Origin of the sequence: Psychrobacter sp. LFX-11D, assembly GCF_904846475.1 — a bacterium.
GTDB lineage: Bacteria > Pseudomonadota > Gammaproteobacteria > Pseudomonadales > Moraxellaceae > Psychrobacter > Psychrobacter cryohalolentis.
In genome coordinates, this window is sequence record NZ_CAJHAV010000003.1 from 251,936 (window position 1) to 269,875 (window position 17,940).

The 17,940-nt window shown below is 41.9% G+C and carries 12 protein-coding genes and 1 pseudogene; 5 read left to right on the top strand and 8 right to left on the bottom strand.

Annotated elements, in window-relative coordinates:
- Nucleotides 1-278: 278 nt before the first annotated feature.
- The 5 genes from JMX75_RS04070 (at nucleotide 279) to minE (ending at nucleotide 4,944) form a co-directional block, all read left to right on the top strand.
- Nucleotides 279-1,247: an acyltransferase gene (locus JMX75_RS04070; RefSeq protein WP_201531157.1), complete on the top strand. Its 969-nt coding sequence runs from the start codon at nucleotides 279-281 to the stop codon at nucleotides 1,245-1,247.
- A gap of 181 nt (nucleotides 1,248-1,428) precedes the next feature.
- Complete coding sequence (locus JMX75_RS04075; protein WP_201531158.1) at nucleotides 1,429-2,544, top strand: hypothetical protein; 1,116 nt, start codon at nucleotides 1,429-1,431, stop codon at nucleotides 2,542-2,544.
- An 86-nt stretch (nucleotides 2,545-2,630) separates the two neighbouring features.
- Complete coding sequence (gene minC, locus JMX75_RS04080; protein WP_020444245.1) at nucleotides 2,631-3,503, top strand: septum site-determining protein MinC; 873 nt, start codon at nucleotides 2,631-2,633, stop codon at nucleotides 3,501-3,503.
- Nucleotides 3,504-3,841: 338 nt separating this feature from the next.
- Nucleotides 3,842-4,654 (top strand): septum site-determining protein MinD, encoded by an 813-nt coding sequence (gene minD, locus JMX75_RS04085; protein WP_011281068.1) that lies wholly within the window; start codon nucleotides 3,842-3,844, stop codon nucleotides 4,652-4,654.
- A 2-nt stretch (nucleotides 4,655-4,656) separates the two neighbouring features.
- Nucleotides 4,657-4,944 (top strand): cell division topological specificity factor MinE, encoded by a 288-nt coding sequence (gene minE / locus JMX75_RS04090; protein ID WP_011514407.1) that lies wholly within the window; start codon nucleotides 4,657-4,659, stop codon nucleotides 4,942-4,944.
- Between the two features lie 174 nt (nucleotides 4,945-5,118).
- Here the strand turns inward: minE and JMX75_RS04095 are convergent, their stop codons facing one another.
- The 8 genes and pseudogenes from JMX75_RS04095 to JMX75_RS04130 form a co-directional block, all read right to left on the bottom strand.
- Nucleotides 5,119-5,646, bottom strand: coding sequence for a cytochrome b (locus JMX75_RS04095; protein WP_201531159.1), 528 nt, complete (start codon nucleotides 5,644-5,646; stop codon nucleotides 5,119-5,121).
- Nucleotides 5,647-5,755: 109 nt separating this feature from the next.
- Nucleotides 5,756-6,250 (bottom strand): hypothetical protein, encoded by a 495-nt coding sequence (locus JMX75_RS04100; protein ID WP_227673137.1) that lies wholly within the window; start codon nucleotides 6,248-6,250, stop codon nucleotides 5,756-5,758.
- 5 nt (nucleotides 6,251-6,255) lie between these two features.
- Nucleotides 6,256-7,266 (bottom strand): chemotaxis protein CheB, encoded by a 1,011-nt coding sequence (locus JMX75_RS04105; RefSeq protein WP_201531161.1) that lies wholly within the window; start codon nucleotides 7,264-7,266, stop codon nucleotides 6,256-6,258.
- Nucleotides 7,259-14,179 carry an Hpt domain-containing protein gene (locus JMX75_RS04110; protein ID WP_201531162.1) on the bottom strand — a complete coding sequence of 2,307 codons (6,921 nt, stop codon included), beginning with the start codon at nucleotides 14,177-14,179 and terminating at the stop codon, nucleotides 7,259-7,261. The genes JMX75_RS04105 and JMX75_RS04110 overlap by 8 nt, the downstream gene beginning before the upstream one ends.
- A 30-nt stretch (nucleotides 14,180-14,209) precedes the next feature.
- The gene (locus JMX75_RS04115; protein ID WP_201531163.1) at nucleotides 14,210-15,178 is read right to left on the bottom strand and encodes a CheR family methyltransferase; all 969 of its coding nucleotides are present in this window, start codon (nucleotides 15,176-15,178) and stop codon (nucleotides 14,210-14,212) included.
- A 189-nt stretch (nucleotides 15,179-15,367) separates the two neighbouring features.
- Nucleotides 15,368-16,372, bottom strand: a pseudogene (locus JMX75_RS04120) (methyl-accepting chemotaxis protein); the annotation flags it as partial.
- A 526-nt stretch (nucleotides 16,373-16,898) separates the two neighbouring features.
- On the bottom strand, nucleotides 16,899-17,429 hold the full coding sequence (locus JMX75_RS04125; protein ID WP_020444252.1) for a chemotaxis protein CheW: 531 nt from the start codon (nucleotides 17,427-17,429) through the stop codon (nucleotides 16,899-16,901).
- 3 nt (nucleotides 17,430-17,432) lie between these two features.
- Entirely contained in the window at nucleotides 17,433-17,795 is a 363-nt protein-coding gene (locus tag JMX75_RS04130) for a response regulator (protein WP_011514415.1), read from the bottom strand.
- Between the last annotated feature and the right edge of the window lie 145 nt (nucleotides 17,796-17,940).

Consider the following 17,940-nt stretch of genomic DNA (forward strand, 5'->3'; position numbering starts at 1 on the left):
TGCGAAAATCTAAATATGAAATCACTCTACATAGAAGACTCTTTACTTAAAGCCTTATCTATAAAAGGCTGCCGTTAACTATTAATATTAGCAATATCTGTAGGCTAAGTGAATATGACTACACTATCAAGAGTCTAGCAAAGTCAAAATGGGTAAAAATAAGACTTATTATATGTTGTCCTATTAGCTGCAAGCTAAGTCTTCGAGGCTATGTAGTGTTAGAAATACTTAAAACATACTATTGATATATTTGTAAAATTAACAGAGAGGAATGGGTCATGCGCTTAAACGCCACCATGCAAAAACTCCATCAGCGTGCCCCTAAATTGGGCAAAGCGGTTTCGCTAGCAACGGCAACGGGTGTCATTGCTGCCAATAGCTTTGGTGGTAGTATTCCCTTGTGGTTAATGGGTATGGGCAAAATTATCACTGGCGCCCCTATTGCAGATCAAACAGTGATTAAAATTACCAATCACTGGATTAGTAGTAACAATGCTTTAATAAAAAACCTCTTACCAATAAAAGATTGGCGTATCACGCTACCTGATGATGTACATGTGCATGGCAAATATTTGCTCGTCAGCAACCATCAGTCTTGGGTTGATACCAGTATTGTGCAGTACATTAGCGAAAAACGCTTACCCCTCACGCGATTTTTTACGAAATTTGAGCTGATTTATATCCCGATTGTCGGTCAGGCTTTTTATTTCTTAGATTTTCCGATGATGCGTCGTCACTCTAAAGAAGCGGTTGCCAAAAACCCTGCTTTAAAAGGTAAAGATATAGAAGAAGCAAAGCGTGCTTGCGCGTTATTAAAAGACAAACCTTTTACCTTGCTGAACTATTTAGAAGGTACACGCTTTACCAAAGAAAAGCATGATAAGCAAAACTCGCCTTATACCCATCTGCTAAAACCAAGAGCTGGCGGTTTATCGCTGGCGATTAGTGCTTTAGGTGAACACATCGATGGTATCTTAGATATGACCATTGTCTATCCTGATGGGGTACCAACTTACGGGGATTTGTGGAAAGGCAATATCAAGCGCTTAGGCGTTGATGTGCGCTATCTTGAAATACCTGATGATTTATTTTCTGGAATTAAAGAAGGTGGCTATGAAAACGATGAGGATATAAAAGCACAAATGTTTGATTGGGTAGAGCATGTTTGGCAACAAAAAAATCAGCGTATCACCACTATGTTGGCTGAGTTTGAAACCAATTCTAAGGTTGATAATTCGAGCAGTTAAAATGACAGGATTGTTTGAAAGAATATAAATGGCAAAATACCAAATTATAATGGTCGATGGGTTGTTTTTTGGCGTTATTCATTGATAATGTGAATGACCGTTAGAACGCTGTGTTGATTTTGTTGTGATTGGTGTAATACTTCTCATGACTGCTGCCATTTATTACTTATAAGGACTGACTGTGCCCGCCTCTTCCACTACTCGCCCGCCCATAGAGTCAACGTCCACGCTCAATCAGTCCTTAGCAGGGTCGGAGCCACCAACAGGGTCACCAGAGACTCCGCCTTCAAGACCAAATCGTCCTAAACCAAATCGTTTAAAGCTTACTTATGATATCGTGATGATTATCGCCATCAGTATTGATTTATTGGTTATCAGTACTGATGCTATTTTGATGAGTAGTTTTAGTAGTGACGCGGCAAACTGGCTTGGAATTTCCAATCAATTAATCTGGTATCAAAGTAATATCCATGACTCATTACGTACCGTAGGCGGCTTTTTTACCTTGTTTTTGATTGCAGAGCTGCTATTACGCTGGGCGATTGCCATCAAAGAAAAAATCTATTACCGCTGGTTCTTTTTTCCTTTTGTGCATTGGTACGAGGTATTAGGCTGTTTTCCGCAATTGCGTGCGCTGCGATTATTTCGCGTTGTTATTATCGGACGACGCCTATATCAACTAGGCTATCAAGTATTGCCCCAGCCATGGATCAATAGAATCAACTTCTATATCGATGTAGTATTAGAGGAGTTGTCTGACCGAGTTATTTTAACGACCATTCAGACCTTTCGGCAGGAGCTTACTGATCCGAAGAGGCAAAAATCGTTTATCGACTCTACCATCTCGCGCAATCGTGATGAGATTGAAGCCGCTATACTGTCACTACTGCGTAAAGAGATGACACCAAAACTACAAGCTCTAACTGAGTCAGCAGGTGGCGGCGCTATCATCGCTAGTGAAGTGGGCAATGCGATCCAAGATGGGCTTGCCAATACGCCAGAATTGCGCCGCTATCTGCGTATGATACCTATTGCGGGTAGCTTGATTGAATCACAGCTACAACATGTGGGGCAAAATATTGGTGAAAATGTGGTTTATGCGCTCAACGAGCGTCTGCTTGACGCCGAACGCCTTGACGCATTGATGGTCGCTATCGCTAGTGGTATCGCTCAAATCGATACAGACAATCCGGCATTAGACCATCTCATTGCTAGTATTATCGATGATGGTCTGACAGAATTTGAAGCGCAAATAAAAGTTCAACAGTGGAAGCATCAAGACTTGCTTAAATTATAGAATCTTTAAAGCTTTAAAATAATGATTTGATAAGAAAAATATCACCACGAATATAGCATTACGATTACCTTTTGAGGATGTAGATTATGACCATTGCCGACAACTATACCGACACTTCGTCAGCCACACCTGCTTTAGCCTTTTATGGCAAAATGCTGACCTTTTCACGGGTACAGTTTAGTACCGATGACTTTGTGGCGATTGCTGCTCAATTACAAAGCACGTTGAGCAATAAGAGCAGTCATATTCCTGTGTTGATTGATAGCGAGGTTGAGCAAGATCTATCAGCACTGGTCGAGTTGCTATGGTCTTGGGGTTTACAGCCTATCGGCGTCGTGACGGGGCTACTTGACGCGCAAGCACGTGAGCTACGCTTGGCAATATTTCCAGCAGATGGTAAGCGTATTGAGCGCATTTTACCCAGTAAAAAAGCAGTAACGCAATTAAGCCAAGTTGCTGCTTCTACAACGGCTGCTACTGATAATAGTGAGTCTAAGACGGATAACGTGAGTGCTCATCAAGCGCTACAAACAAGCGCAGAAATGCAAGCTGATTTATCTGTAGAAACAGCAGAAACCCTTATCAGTACTGAGCATATTACCAGTCTTATCTATGATCAAATGCTGCGCTCAGGACAAAGTCTCAATCATGTCGGTGGCGATTTGATTTTGACCAACAGTGTCAATAGTGGCGCTGAAGCTATTACTGATAATAACTTGCACGTTTATGGTCGTGCTCAAGGTCGCTTGGTCGCAGGTGCTACGGGCGATAAAGACGCACGCATTTTTTGCCAAGTTTTTAACCCCTCTCTGGTGTCAGTCGCCGGTACTTATTGCTTACGCGACAATCTGCCTGAGCATGTGATTGATAAATCGGTCGAAGTGCGGTTTTTAGAAGGTCAAGGTTTGGTATTTACGATCATTGATGAATCTCAGATTAATAAAGGCGTCAAACCCTAGTCATTTATATAGATATTGTTAAGGTTAAAAAGTAAATATGTCAGAAACCCTTTTAATTCATATTGTAGTAAGTTTATTTAACAAAACTGCGCTATGATGAATTTTTAGCTCTGCCACTATTTACCACACCTACGTCCTTATATATCAGTTAGGTAATCGCTTAATTTTATATCTTAGCCGTTTGTATGCTTTAATAGAGACTTGCTATAAGTTCTGCTAGATTTATGCTAGGCTTACGCTCGCAGAGAGTATATATACAGCGTATGGACGACCAGAAAGCATAATGCTTTATATAATATATATCTCATCAATTCATCAATTTATAGGAGTGTGCCATTGTGGCGAAGATTGTTGTAATCACTTCGGGTAAAGGCGGTGTGGGTAAAACCACGACCAGTGCTTCTTTTGCCGCCGGTTTAGCATTACGTGGCTATAAGACAGTTGTTATCGATTTTGATGTAGGCTTGCGTAATCTAGACTTGATTATGGGCTGCGAAAATCGAATTGTTTATGACTTTGTCGATGTAATCAATGGCAATGCACGCCTATCACAAGCGCTTGTCAAAGATAAGCAATTAGAAAATCTTTACATTCTACCTGCCAGTCAAACGCGCGATAAAGATGCGTTAACAGATGAAGGTGTGGCAGAGATTATGGAAGAGCTTTCTAAGCAATTCGATTACATTATTTGCGACTCACCTGCAGGTATCGAGCGCGGCGCGCAGCTCGCCATGTATCATGCGGATGAAGCCATCATCGTTACCAACCCTGAGATCTCATCAGTACGTGACTCAGATCGTATCATTGGTATCTTGCAAAGCCAGACCAAAAAAGTGGCTGAAAACCAAGGTTCTGTACGTGAGCATCTGATTATCACACGCTATAATGCAGAGCGTGCCGCAGCCAATGAGATGATGGATATTGAAACCATCTCAAATGACATCTTAAAAGTTCCATTACTGGGCGTGGTTCCTGAGAGCCATTCCGTGCTGGAAGCTTCTAACCACGGTGAGCCCGTGATTCATTATACCGACTCTATTGCTGGTCAATGTTATGATGATATTGTCGCTCGCTTCCTAGGGGAAGAACGTCCATTACGTCATATTGATGTGAAGAAAAAGAGTCTATTACAGCGCTGGTTTGGGGGTTAATAATGAGTAAGAAAAAAGGATTTTGGAGTAGCTTATTTGGTACTGACGACAGCAATGCAGGCAGTGCCAATATGGCAACTGAGCGCTTAAAGGTTATTGTCGCAAGTGAAAATCGCTTAAACAATCGCTTGACCGCAGACCGTATCGAAAAAATGAAACGTGAGATATTAGAAGTGGTCAATAAGTATGTCAATGGCGTACAGATTGATGATGTCAATATCAATCATCGTTCTGAAGATAGCTTGGACGTGCTTGAGATGAATATTAATTTACCTGAGCATAAAAAGTAAATTTATAGTTAGCCCATATTTATTTTGATCATTAAAAAAAGCCCTGTGTATGATACGCAGGGCTTTTTTACGGGTATATTTTACACTGTGGAAACTAAGAAATAGATGCCATTTCTTAATACAAAAGTGCTAGAAGCAGCACTTTTGATATGTCGTAACGACATTAAAAGTCTATTACTTGATACGTGCTATGAGGTTGTCTTTTTTCACAAACTGATGATACAAAGCCGCCCCGATATGAAGCACAATAAAGGCGATAATCATTGGCCAAATGATATCTACATGCCAGTCATTAAAGAGTCGAGCCAACCCTCTATCTGGGGTTACTAGTACAGGTATCTGAAATATACCAAATATATCAACCGGACGGCCACCATACAAAGACATCATTAACCCTGCTATTGGCATCGCAATCAACAGAGCATAAAGTACAAAATGCGACAATCGGGAAAGCAGCATTTGCCATTTCGGCATCAATACTGCTGGTGGCGCTTTGGTAAAGATGCGATTAATGACTCGTGCTATCATCCAAAATAATAGGCTAACCCCAAAGGCTTTATGTAGCCCAATATAGAGATTACTATCTAGGTTGTCATATAAAAAAATCATGGTCCATGTAATCAGCAATAAAATCGCGCTAATCCAGTGAAAAAATCGACTGGCAAAGGACCATTTTGTTGGGTTGGAATGAGTAGTATTCATAAATTTACTGTGTTACCTCTGTCGCTACTGATTGCTTAATAAGCGCTTAGGCATAGATATAGATATAGATATAGATATAGATATAGATAGTGACTATCTAATGAGCAAACTAGCTGTCTAAATCTACCAATTGATGCGCAATTTTATCCAAATCTGGCACCAGATACAGCATATTATCAATCATGATCGTCTGAAAAAGATAGGATAGCACAACCTCTTCTTGTACACGTTCATGAACCGTATCGATATTGCTATTTGACTTGATAAAATGCTCAGGTAGCTCAACATCTTTCACATCAGAGATACGCGCCTGTAGTTGACGCACCTCACCTGAAGTTTGCAAAGCAATACGATGCGCTGATGTATTTCCTTCCAATATAACCATCTTATCTGGCGTTTGATGGCTCGGCAACATATGGAACACAGCGATTTGTTGCTGTTGCCACTCATAAAATTGTGTATATTCGCTGTACTCATCTATACTCAAAATCAAACCACTAGGAACAAGCCAATCCGGCTGATCAAGCGCTGGAATGATCGTCACATCGAGCATACCATTAGTGGTGGTCAGTAAGCTTACTGCCTCAAATGAATGTTTTAACATCTGTCTCATAATTCGCTCACAATAAATGAATGTGGAGTGTCGTTTGTCGCTTTATTAGCAATATAGTTGGTCAGCTTTTCTGCCAATGCTTGAGGACTGCCGATAAAGGTACAATATCCTGAGTCAATGATAGCCTGTGGCTGACTGGGACAAGTACTCAAACTTGGGTCTTGTGCCCATAATTGACTGTCATTATCTTGTATCAAATCTAAATACTGCGTGCCATCATTGCCCATACCTGAAAAGATAATGTTTATCAGTTCGCTACCATAAACATCGCTGGTGTTTTTGAGAATCTGACCAATAGCAGGTTTATAATCCCCTACCCAAGCCTGATCTAATAAGATAATGCGACCAGTTGAGTCACAGACAATCTGTTGATCGATAGGTACGATCAGACATTGACCTGTACGCATGCGCTGCGAGGAAGTAATCATCTGGCAGTGCCAGTCATTATGGCGATTTAATATACGTGGCAAGGTACTAATCATGGTTTGATTAAAATGATGCGCTAGTAAAATACTTATCGGCAGTGTTGGCGATAGGTGATCTAAGAACGCTTTAACCGCACTAGGACCACCCATAGATGCCCCTAAGAACACCACATAACGCCAATCACTAATATCATCCTTATAGACAGAATTATCGATAAGAGTTGGCAAATCCAGCAGTTGCGCAAGCTTACGTTTGAATTTACGTTGCCATTTAGCGTAATGCTGCGCCTCATTAAGATAAGGCGCTTGACTAAACCCGACCAACATCGCTACAGGATTGGAAGCAGCTGTCATGGTCGCTAGATGCTCATCGTAATCACTGTCTATCAACCAGATATCAATAGCGCTTTCATAACCATCAAACTTATCTTTCAACTGCGATGGTGTAACGCAATCCACCAGATGAAAGCCACAGCTCCGCACTGTATCAGAGAACGCCATCCGCTGCTGATGGTCTTCTGCCACCACCAACACTTTAATCTCACTTTTATCTTTTAACGCCAAGGCACGTATGTTACCCATGATGAGTTAGGCGGACCTTTTCATCCAATAAACTTTGGATTTTATCAAGCAGCTGGTTTTCTTGGAAAGGTTTGCCCATATAGTCATTTACCCCAATCTCAAGGGCACGTTCACGATGCTTCTCACCGGTTCGTGAGGTAATCATGATAATAGGCAGATGCTGCAAGCGTCCATTATGTCTGACTTGGGTAGCAACTTCAAAACCGTCCATACGCGGCATTTCAATATCAAGCAGCATTAAGTCAGGCGTCATCTCTTGTAGTATCTCAAGCGCATCGATACCATCTTTGGCAAGTACCACATTGAACCCTTGACGCTCTAAGAATCGTGATGTTACTTTTCTGACTGTGACTGAATCATCAACGACCAGAATCGTGGTATTGGAATCCATATTTCTTTGTTCAGTAGCTTTAGAATACGTGACGTCTTTGACTAAAGCCGCGTTACGCATCAAGGCTATCAAGTCTAGAATGAGCATCACTGAGCCATCGCCCATAATGGTAGCCGCTGAGATACCAGATACATTTGAGAACTGTTGCCCCAAAGGTTTTACCACTACTTCAATACGTGAGCCTGCTATTTGATCGACTTGTAGGGCCATATTCTGACCACTGCGGTTTTTGATGATAATAAGCGGTACGCTGGTATTGGTATTAACGACCAGCTCATTGAGCTTATTACCAGATAAAATCTCATTTAAATAGCGGACACGATAGTCAGTGTCTTCAAAATTGAGAGTCGCCTCGCCCGATTGATAATAGTCATAAACTTTTTCTGGATTGATACGTACAACGCGTTCAATCTGCACCAAAGGTATGGCATAGTAACGATCCGCTGCTCGAACCACCAAAGCATCGGACACAGCTACCGTTAATGGTACACGGATGGTAAAGCTTGATCCTTTGCCAAGCTCTGATACCACGGATACAGCACCACCTAGCTGACGAATCTCACTAATAACAACGTCCATACCGACGCCGCGCCCTGATATCTGCGTGACCTGTTTGCTGGTACTAAGACCGGCATTAAAAATATATTGCATGATATCAAGGTCGCTAAGATTCCTATCTTTGGCGTCGATCAAACCCTGAGAAATGGCTTTTTCACGTACTGCTTCTACATCAATCCCTTGCCCGTCGTCATTGAGCAAAATGACAATTTCACTTCCTTCACGTAGTACTTCTAGCGTGATTTGACCACTGCGCTCTTTACCTGCTGCCAGCCTTGCTGCCACATTTTCGATGCCATGATCGACTGCGTTACGTAACATGTGCTCAAGCGGTGAGGTGATGCGCTCTAGAATGGTTCTATCCATCTCATCATCAGCATTGATAATTTTTAGCTCAACCGACTTATTCAGCTCATTAGCCGTTTGGCGGACAATACGCTCAAGCCTTGGTGTTAATCGCGTAAAAGGAACCATACGTGAGTTCATCAAACCATCTTGTAATTCAGTCTGCGTCCGAGATAACTGGAGCAATAGACTTTCACTATCACGCGTTTTTTCTAATAAAGTATGGTTAATTTCGACCAAATCCGATGCCGACTCTGACAAAGATTTTGACAGCTGATTCAAAGAAGAGTATTGATCCATCTCCAGCGGGTCAAAACCTTCATGATTGACCAGCTCTTCATCAATCTGCGATAAAATCTGCGCCTCAAGCTCAATTTCCATACGGCGCAACTGATCCGCTAGACGCTGTACGGTAGTACCCATCTCTTCAATACTGTTGGTCAAGCTACTGATACCCATGTCGATACGAGCACGGTTAATCGCAGACTCACCTGACAGGTTAATCATATGCTCAATCAGACTGCCTGAGATACGAATCATCTCATTATTATTGGCATTTTGCTCTTGTTCAGTCGCATCGTTAACCATCAGCGGCATGGCGCTGATATCTTCTTGAATATAGGTTGTTTCTTGATTTTCTTTGGCAATTAAAATCGTTTCACGCTGAGCTTGCAGGGTTTCTGCTGGTACCTGCTTTAAGCTATTAGGGTTTTTACTAAATTGCTGTAATGCCTCAATTAGTAAACTAGGTGTTGGCGGATTCACTTGCTGCGATAGGATAAAAACAGCATCTGCTAGCCAGTCATAACAAGCAGCCAGCAACTCCAGCACTTTCGTGGTTGCAGGGCGGCGCTGAGCAACAAAGTCTTGATAAACTGATTCCATTTCATGAGCTAAATCAGCAATACCAGTAGCAGTAACCATACGTGCACCACCTTTTAAGGTATGCAAGTCGCGCTGTAGTGCTTGCAGCGCAACCATGTCACCAGCATCATTTAAGAATAACTGTAGATATTCATTACGATTGGTGAGCGCTGTGGCCTCTTCTAAGAAAACTTCTAAAATATCGGCATCAGGTAAACCATGCGCCCACGATTGCTGAATGATTTTATCTAAACTTAACGCATCTGCCTCATTTGCTACATGTTGGGTATCTTGATTGGCAAAGATTTGAGGCTCAGCTGCCACATGGGTATTTGGCATAGGAATAATAAGCTGTACCGTTTCTGGCAATGCTTGTGCTTTTAAGAACTGCTGTAATTGAGCCATGAGCTCAGGCGCAAAAAAAGATTTTTGATAACGTACAATGTGTGCTACCTGCAGCGATAAGGTATCTTGCACCACTTGCATAATCTCAAGCCACTGCGCGGTTGGCTCGCATTTAGATTCTACAAACGCCTCATAAACGCTTTCTGCTTCATGAGTCAAGTCGCCAATACTGCGGATACCTGCCATACGCGCACCACCTTTGATGGTATGCAGATGGCGTTGGAGTACCTTTAAGGTATTAATATGGGTGATGTCTGCACGCCACTTACTGAAACTATCGACCAGCGCATCATCAAGCTCTTGCGCCTCTTCTAAGAAGATTTCTAGTAGCTCAATATCCGTATCGATAGTTTCAAGCTCTAGCTCAGGTGCGGCAATACTTTGTACAGTAGCCTGTTCTTCATCGGCTATATTTTCATCACTTTCATTCTTATCTTGCACGATATTGTCTTGCACGATATTGTCTTGCACGATACTAGCTTGCACGATGTTGTATTGCTTGATACTCTCTAACTTCTCTAGTACTTGCTCATCAATTTTTAATGACGTACTGCCTGCTAAAGCATCAAATAAACCAACTAACTGCGCATGACCTGCAAGTAGGATTTCTTGGATATCAATATCTGACGCTTCTTTTGGATACTGGCTCAAATAATAATAAGCATCTTGTAAGGCATCAAGAATAGAGACGAATTTTGGAAAGGCTTGTGCTTTGTCAGTTAAATATTTAATTTGTAAAATTTGCTCAGCGATATAGGCTTGGATTTGCTCGATATCAGCACTGTTAAGCGCTTCATCTAATTGCCACTCGGCATCTAATAACTCATCAATATTGCCATCTAACAAGTCATTAATCGTTGGTTTATCCTCAGTGCTTGCCTCACTATCGTCATCTTGCTCCTCAAGCATCGCCTGTAACGAGGCGATATCCTGCTCGCTTTGCATATGCTCTGCCGACATATCTTGCTGGTTTGCATGTTGTTTATAGTTATGGAGATAACCATCAATAAGCGTGACAGATTGGGCCAGTGCAGTTAAATGGCTTGCATTCATCGGTATATCCTGCTGCTGTAGAAGCTCTAAGCTTTGCTCTATCGTCGCACTCACGTCGCTAATGGCAGTCAATGCACTAGAGCCAGAAGCTGCTCTCAAAGTATGGAATGCGCGCACAATCTCGTCACTTACCTCGACATATGGCTCATTTTTATGATGACGTACAAAGTCATTAACGCCTTCTAACAACTCTTCTGCCTCTTCAATAAAGATGTCAAAAAACGCCTGTTCTTCTTCACTTTGAGGCATCACAATAACTGGTGCTTCTGCCATTTTTTCATTGACCGAATAAATCGTCTGCAAGGTACGATCAATTGCTTCATCATTCTCCAAATCTTGAATACGACTGTCTAAATCAATGTGACTTGGCGTATGCTTAGCAGGCTGTAACCATTGATTGTATAATGCACAGTAACTGAATTCATCACCTAATTGTTTGCTATAAGCATTAGCGCAGGCCACCCACAATGGCATCATAGTAGGATAATCTTGGCTTTCACGCTCGAAAGTGCTTAGTAACTCAGGATATACGGCCAATACATCACCAATCAGCTGCTGTATATCCGCTGAGGCAGTTATGCTCTTATCTAAAATGCGGTTTAGCATGTTTTCTATAGACCATGCTAATTCAGCACTGTAATGAGCACCGACCATCCGACCAGAGCCCTTCAGAGTGTGAAAGCCACGGCGTATGTCTTTCAGTTCAGTCAAATCAGTAGGTGAAAGCTGCCAATGTTCATATAAAGGGATGATTTCATCTAAGACTTCATTAGCCTCTTCTATAAATATCTCTTTAATATCAGGATCAGCATCGTTTGCATCTGTCACTAGCGACTGTGCTTCCAAAATAAATGGCTGCAATACCAAAGGGAGCTCTAAATCTGACAATGCATTCAAAGTGTTAGCTGGCTCAGAGACTGAGCTTATGGCTTGCGCGTGTAAATTATGGTCAAGTACATAATGATCTAATGCAAAGTCCGATTCTTCAATATCAGCTGTTAATAACGTAGGTGCAGCTACTGGTAAACCTGCATTTAGTGGTTGCTGAGTCATCAAGTTATGACTTTGCAAAAGAGTAATAGCAGGGTCAAAGCTTGGTGGTTGCTGTGCTGCAAAGTCAAATAGCATAACGGGTAGGCGTTTGGTGGTTTCTGTTATCAACGTTACTACATCGTCCGTTACGGATAAGGTTTTATCCAATAAACGGTTGAGTAGATTTTCGATAGACCATGCCATCTCACTGATGCTAACAGCACCAACCATACGTCCCGAGCCCTTTAAGGTGTGGAAACCACGACGTAGTTCCGTTAATGGTGTTAAATCTTGCGCATCTTCCTGCCATATTGGTAAAAAGTCTTCTAGATCACCAATCACTTCTTCAACTTCTTCAATGAATATTTCTCGAATGTCTTCATCGATATCGAAGGTATCAGGATTTAGCTGTTGGCGCATTTTCAATAAAGCTTCGCTATACTCTGTCCCTACAGCTTTTTCATTGTCTAATAGTGAGTCAGTCAACGTCTCAGCATTAAAAGACGGTTCAGTGCTAGGCGCAATCTCACCGCTGTCGTCATAGCGCAATACATCATTGGCGGCTGGTTTTTGGGTAAGCAAAGTATCGTTGACTGCTTCAGGCGCATCGATATATGCATTAAGTAGCTTGGCTGCCGTATCAATATAAGCATTTGCTTTTTCTAGTAGTGTTTGATCAACAAACTGTTGCGCAAGATAATCCAATAATAGCTCAATGGCACTCAAGCTCTCTGCCAACGCTTCGATAACGTCCCAGCTCAATATGGCAATATTATGAGTACGTATCTGTGCAAATATATCGGCTATCTTATCGACTACTTTACCAATCGCTGGCAGCCCCATACTGTTAAAAGTCTGGCTCATGCTCTCAAAACTTGCCTGCTCTGGCAATAATTCTAACTGTTGGCGTTGTATATAGTTATGAAAATCTTGCTTAACTTCTTCAGCCGCAATACGTAACTCACGTAAATCCACATTAACAGAACCAACATCTAAACTGTTTGCTGGTTGCAAGTCATTATCAGTGCGAGCAGAAATAGTGAATGCAGCTACATCATCCATTTTGATAGAAATCATTTGTTCTGTATTATAGACAGCGCTATACAACTCTTGTAGCTGACGTTCAATCTGCCATTGTTCTTGCGTAAAATCCTGCTCTGATAAGAGGCTACGCTCTACATTAGTCACAATAGCATCGATTTGTGAGGCAAATAATGTCCAGCCACGACTTTTAAGCTGGTTATTTATTTTCGCTAAAGGTTTTAGCAAGGTATGAGGCTTATCAAGTGCAAAAATAATCGTCTCAATCTCACTCAATATACGAGGTAAGAGACCTACTTCAGCGTCTATCTGTACACTGCCATTCAATAAAGATTCAGCATTATCACTGTTATGAATAAGGCTACTTAATTCGCTATAAATATGACTAATGAGACTTTGAATCTCGCTTATAGATGGCTCAATCTGATCTTGATGACTGTCTATCAATTGATCCAGCTGACTTAATATTCCTGCATACTGCTTAGGTAGTGGTATTTCATTTTGCCCAAGATCCTGTAGCCACAGCTCAGCCATATACCACAAGCGCTGCAAATCAGCTTCTTGCGCCGTTTGCCATAAATAATGGCTGACCTTTTGTAGCACAGTCAGGATAGCAGGCTCATTCATATTGGCAGCGAGCAATTTTTGCGTCTGTTGGCGCCACACTAATAGCAATTGCCGATGCTGTTGACTATCTAAATCTGACACTGCCCTACTCACAGGTAGGGTTATGTCAATATCATCATAATCCGATAAGCTAGCCAAATGACTGTCTGTCGTCAATGATAACGTATCTGCAAGCGGCTCTGTGACTATATCAAACTGCGATAAGACTTGCGCTAGATCAGTCAGCGTTTTATTCATTAAAACACTATGATATCTACCTGTGCGCACATAATGTTCCAGCTCACGCTGTAACACTTTATGAGCAATCTGCCCTATTCTGAGTTTCTCAGCAGCCAAATTTATATCTAAGCTGCCATTATCTAAACCATCAAAAACAGTGGCTTCTGCTAATAAGCTAAGCTTATTAGCTAAACTTGCTAGAGCAGGCAAATTAATCATGATCAGGGCACCAGCAATTTCATGATAGTACTGTGCCATTTGCTCGTCATTAGTACGTGCTGTCTCTAATTGCCAGCCATCAGCTACCTGTGTTAATTGCTGAGTAAACAGTGGCAATAACCACTCAAGCGTTACCATGTCATTGGGCTGGTTTTTCATAGATTCATCCTGACTCTTTTAGGCGCTAATTTAGGTACTGATTTTTTGCCACGCATTGAGATGTGGGTGCGCAATACGGCGCATATTTGAAGGACGCCAAAATAGCGCCTCACCTGGAGCCAATATAATATAACCACCCAAGGCGCATTGTTTTGATAATCGAGCTAAAATATCACGCTGATCAAACTTGCGAAAATATAGCAGCATATTTTGACAAACAATCACCTGTTGTAGATGCGCGGTAGGCGGTTTTTCATCCATAATATTGTGTAAAGCAAAACGGACCTGCGATTTTAACGTTGCTGTGACCTGCCAGTAGCCATAGCTACTACTTGCCGTGGTTCTATTTAGATAAGTGTTACCAATACTCGCTTCGTCAGCCATGATTGCTGGTAATAATGGCTGCACAAACTGCTGACAATATGGTGGGATTAATGATTGCTGTTTAGCGTCATATTGACCCAATCGCGCCTTTGCTAGTACTTGTTGACTGACATCTGTACCCAAGATCGTGTAATTGCTCAATTGCTTTGCAGCCAAACTCATTGCCAGAGACCAAGTCTCTTGTCCGCTCGCGCAGCCCACACTCCATATGTGAAACATCTCACTAGTATCAGCATCTATCCGCTTGCGGCGCTGATGCTGCTCTGCACATTCTGTGACGAAATTGATAGAAGGCAGATGACGGAAAAATCGGCTTTCATGGATCAATACTTTATCAAGCAAATGCTGGCGTAGCTCATTGTTAAACGGCAACTGCTGCCACAACTGGACGGTAGTCAATCCATAAAACAATGCCGTGTGAATCACCGCATTTTCCAACCAATTACATTGAATATTAGGTAAAATAAAACCAATCTCACACTCTATATAGCGTTGCCACTGTCTATTATCAAAATACTCGTCATGCCGTATCATTTTCACATTATCTTGCATGAGGCTGTCTATTGATGTAGCTTCAATTATATGAATACTGCCTTTTTGAATATGATGATTCATACGACCTGCTATTAATGTTGCTGCTCCAAATTTTATAATGTCTGTTTAGAGCAGCAATGTGGTTAACATTTCCATAGAAAAAATCATAGCTATTATCGACAGTTATTACATACTGGCTGAGACTCTCTCATCCATATCGAGATATTCATGATCCATGCTTTCATGATTCAACTGCTCATCATCATTTGATATTTTAAAGCCGGTGACTGATTCTTGTAGTGCTGCAGCCATTTCGCTTAGCTCACCAATAGAACGTGCGGTCGCCATCGTACCAGAAGACGTTTGAGAGGTAATATCTTGAATAATGTTCATAGTATGAGAGATATGACCTGCCGACTCAGCCTGTTGCAGAGCAGCATTTGAAATATTCTGAATGAGATCAGCCAAAGTATTAGAAACGGTTTGCACCTCTTCTAGTGCTTCACCCGCATCTTTTGCCAACCGCGCACCACGTACGACTTCAGACGTCGTTGATTCCATCGACATGACCGCTTCACTGGTATCTGCTTGAATGGTTTTTACCAACGTCTCAATCTGCTTAGTTGCATTGGCTGAACGCTCAGCAAGACGCTGAACCTCATCAGCAACGACCGCAAAGCCTCGTCCAGCTTCACCTGCCATCGATGCCTGAATCGCTGCGTTTAATGCCAAAACGTTAGTTTGGTCTGCAATATCATTAATCAAACCAACGATATCACCAATTTCCTGCGAAGACTCACCAAGACGTTTAATACGTTTTGAGGTTTCTTGAATCTGATCACGGATAACGTTCATACCTTCAATAGAGCGCTGTACTACTTCTGCTCCATTGTAAGAGATGGCAACCGAACGCTGAGCAACCGTTGCAGATTCTGCAGCGTTATTCGAAACTTGGTCAATGGACACCGTCATCTCATTAATAGCCGCAGACACACCAGCGATTTCTTGTGCTTGATGCTCAGAGGCTGCCGCAAGCTCGACTGCATTCATCTGTGTTTGCTCTGATGACTGCGAAACGCGATCTGCGGTACTGTTAATAACCAGTACCAATTGGCGTAGTTGGTCAATAGCAAAGTTAACAGAATCGGCAATTGCACCCGTGAAATCTTCTGATACTGTTGCATTAACCGTCAAATCACCGTCTGCCAAATCACCCAACTCATCAAGTAGGCGCAAAATAGCAATCTGGTTACGCTCGTTTTCTTCTTGGATTTGGCGCGCACGTTCAGACTCGGCTTCCGCTTCTTGACGACGACGTAAGGTCTCTTTTTCAATAAGGAGACGTTCTGAGCCACCGCGCTGCTGTAGCAACTTATAAAAAGCGAAAAAGATACCCAGTACACTGAGCACAAAGACAACTACTGGTATTATGACAGCCTGATTAAAATCCGTTAAATACTCACTGACCGAGGATATGGCATTGATCAGCGCCAATAGAGCACCCATAGCCACTAGAGCACAACCGCCTAGTAGTAGTTTCCATTGACTGTTTGCATTTGTCGCGGCTTTATTTACACCGCTTACAGGGTTATTTATAGCATCACTCATCGCACTTATTCCTTTCAAACAATCATCAAAGTCTTATTGTGACTGACTCTGAAATCATAGTGTTATCAAAACAACCGTGATGAACAAAGCCTGTATGAATGCTGACACACCACCGGATCATGTCAGCTATGATTCTTCTGCCATCGTTTTAATGAACACCTAATGATCAAACTTGACGGGTCATTAAAGACAGTTATATTGCAGCATCGGTATACTGTAGATCCTGTGTCAGTAAGCTTGGCATAAACACATACCAATCTTGTTCATCTTTGAAAAATTTGCCATGGTTATAAGGTGCAAATGGCGAATTCGGTTCAATGGCTTCTGGACGATATTGGTCTTGAGTAAACTGTTCGATACCGATCACTTGGTCAACAAGTAACCCTGAAAACACATTATCATGGTCGATGACCATGACTTTACGCTGACTCATTTGCGCTAACCGACTGGGCACTTGTAAAAATCGAGACAAATCGGTCAACGGCAGTAAACGCCCACGAATATTAGCAATACCAAGCATCCAAGGCTTTACTAAGGGCACGCTGGTATATTCTGGCATGGATAATACTTCTGCTACTTGACCCATTGGCGCAACCAAACGTTGACCGCCAATCTCAAATACTACCCCTTGCCAGTCAAATTCTTGTCCGCCGCGGCGTCCGCTTTTACGCGAACGTGCCATATCTGCTATACGCAGAAGCTCAATAAATCCTCTCGATGCCACAAGCTACTCCATTACTTTACGAATGATCTGGACCAGACCGCTTTCATCAATAGGCTTGGTAAGATACTCTTTTGCGCCTTGACGCTTGCCCCATACACGATCGGTTTCTTGATTTTTGGTACTGATCATGATGATAGGAATATGTGCTGTTGCCTTGTCACGAGTGATTTTACGAGTTGCCTGAAAACCATTCATTTCAGGCATAACCACATCCATCAAAATGACGTCTGGTAGATGAGCAATGGCCATCTGGCAGCCTTGTTCACCATTGGTCGCTTCCAATACTTGATAGTTATTTTTAGAAAGCATGTCGCGAAATTTCGCCATCTCAGATGGTGAATCGTCAATGACTAATACAGTAGTCATAGTTATTTCCTTTATTTTCGATGATATCTGTTAGATATATAGTGTTAAAACAAACCGATTGAAGTAATATTTCATGCTGAACTGAATGCATATTACTGATTATGACAACAATATTTTATCGTTATATGAAAAAGCCTTGACCACT

Bases quoted from the DNA above. Each gene is read 5' to 3' on its own strand.
- JMX75_RS04105 (WP_201531161.1), bottom strand. From the start codon at position 7,266: ATGGGTAACATACGTGCCTTGGCGTTAAAAGATAAAAGTGAGATTAAA.
- JMX75_RS04130 (WP_011514415.1), bottom strand. From the start codon at position 17,795: ATGACTACTGTATTAGTCATTGACGATTCACCATCTGAGATGGCGAAA.
- JMX75_RS04095 (WP_201531159.1), bottom strand. From the start codon at position 5,646: ATGAATACTACTCATTCCAACCCAACAAAATGGTCCTTTGCCAGTCGA.
- JMX75_RS04110 (WP_201531162.1), bottom strand. From the start codon at position 14,179: ATGAAAAACCAGCCCAATGACATGGTAACGCTTGAGTGGTTATTGCCA.
- JMX75_RS04100 (WP_227673137.1), bottom strand. From the start codon at position 6,250: ATGTTAAAACATTCATTTGAGGCAGTAAGCTTACTGACCACCACTAAT.
- JMX75_RS04070 (WP_201531157.1), top strand. From the start codon at position 279: ATGCGCTTAAACGCCACCATGCAAAAACTCCATCAGCGTGCCCCTAAA.
- minC (WP_020444245.1), top strand. From the start codon at position 2,631: ATGACCATTGCCGACAACTATACCGACACTTCGTCAGCCACACCTGCT.
- JMX75_RS04115 (WP_201531163.1), bottom strand. From the start codon at position 15,178: ATGAATCATCATATTCAAAAAGGCAGTATTCATATAATTGAAGCTACA.
- minE (WP_011514407.1), top strand. From the start codon at position 4,657: ATGAGTAAGAAAAAAGGATTTTGGAGTAGCTTATTTGGTACTGACGAC.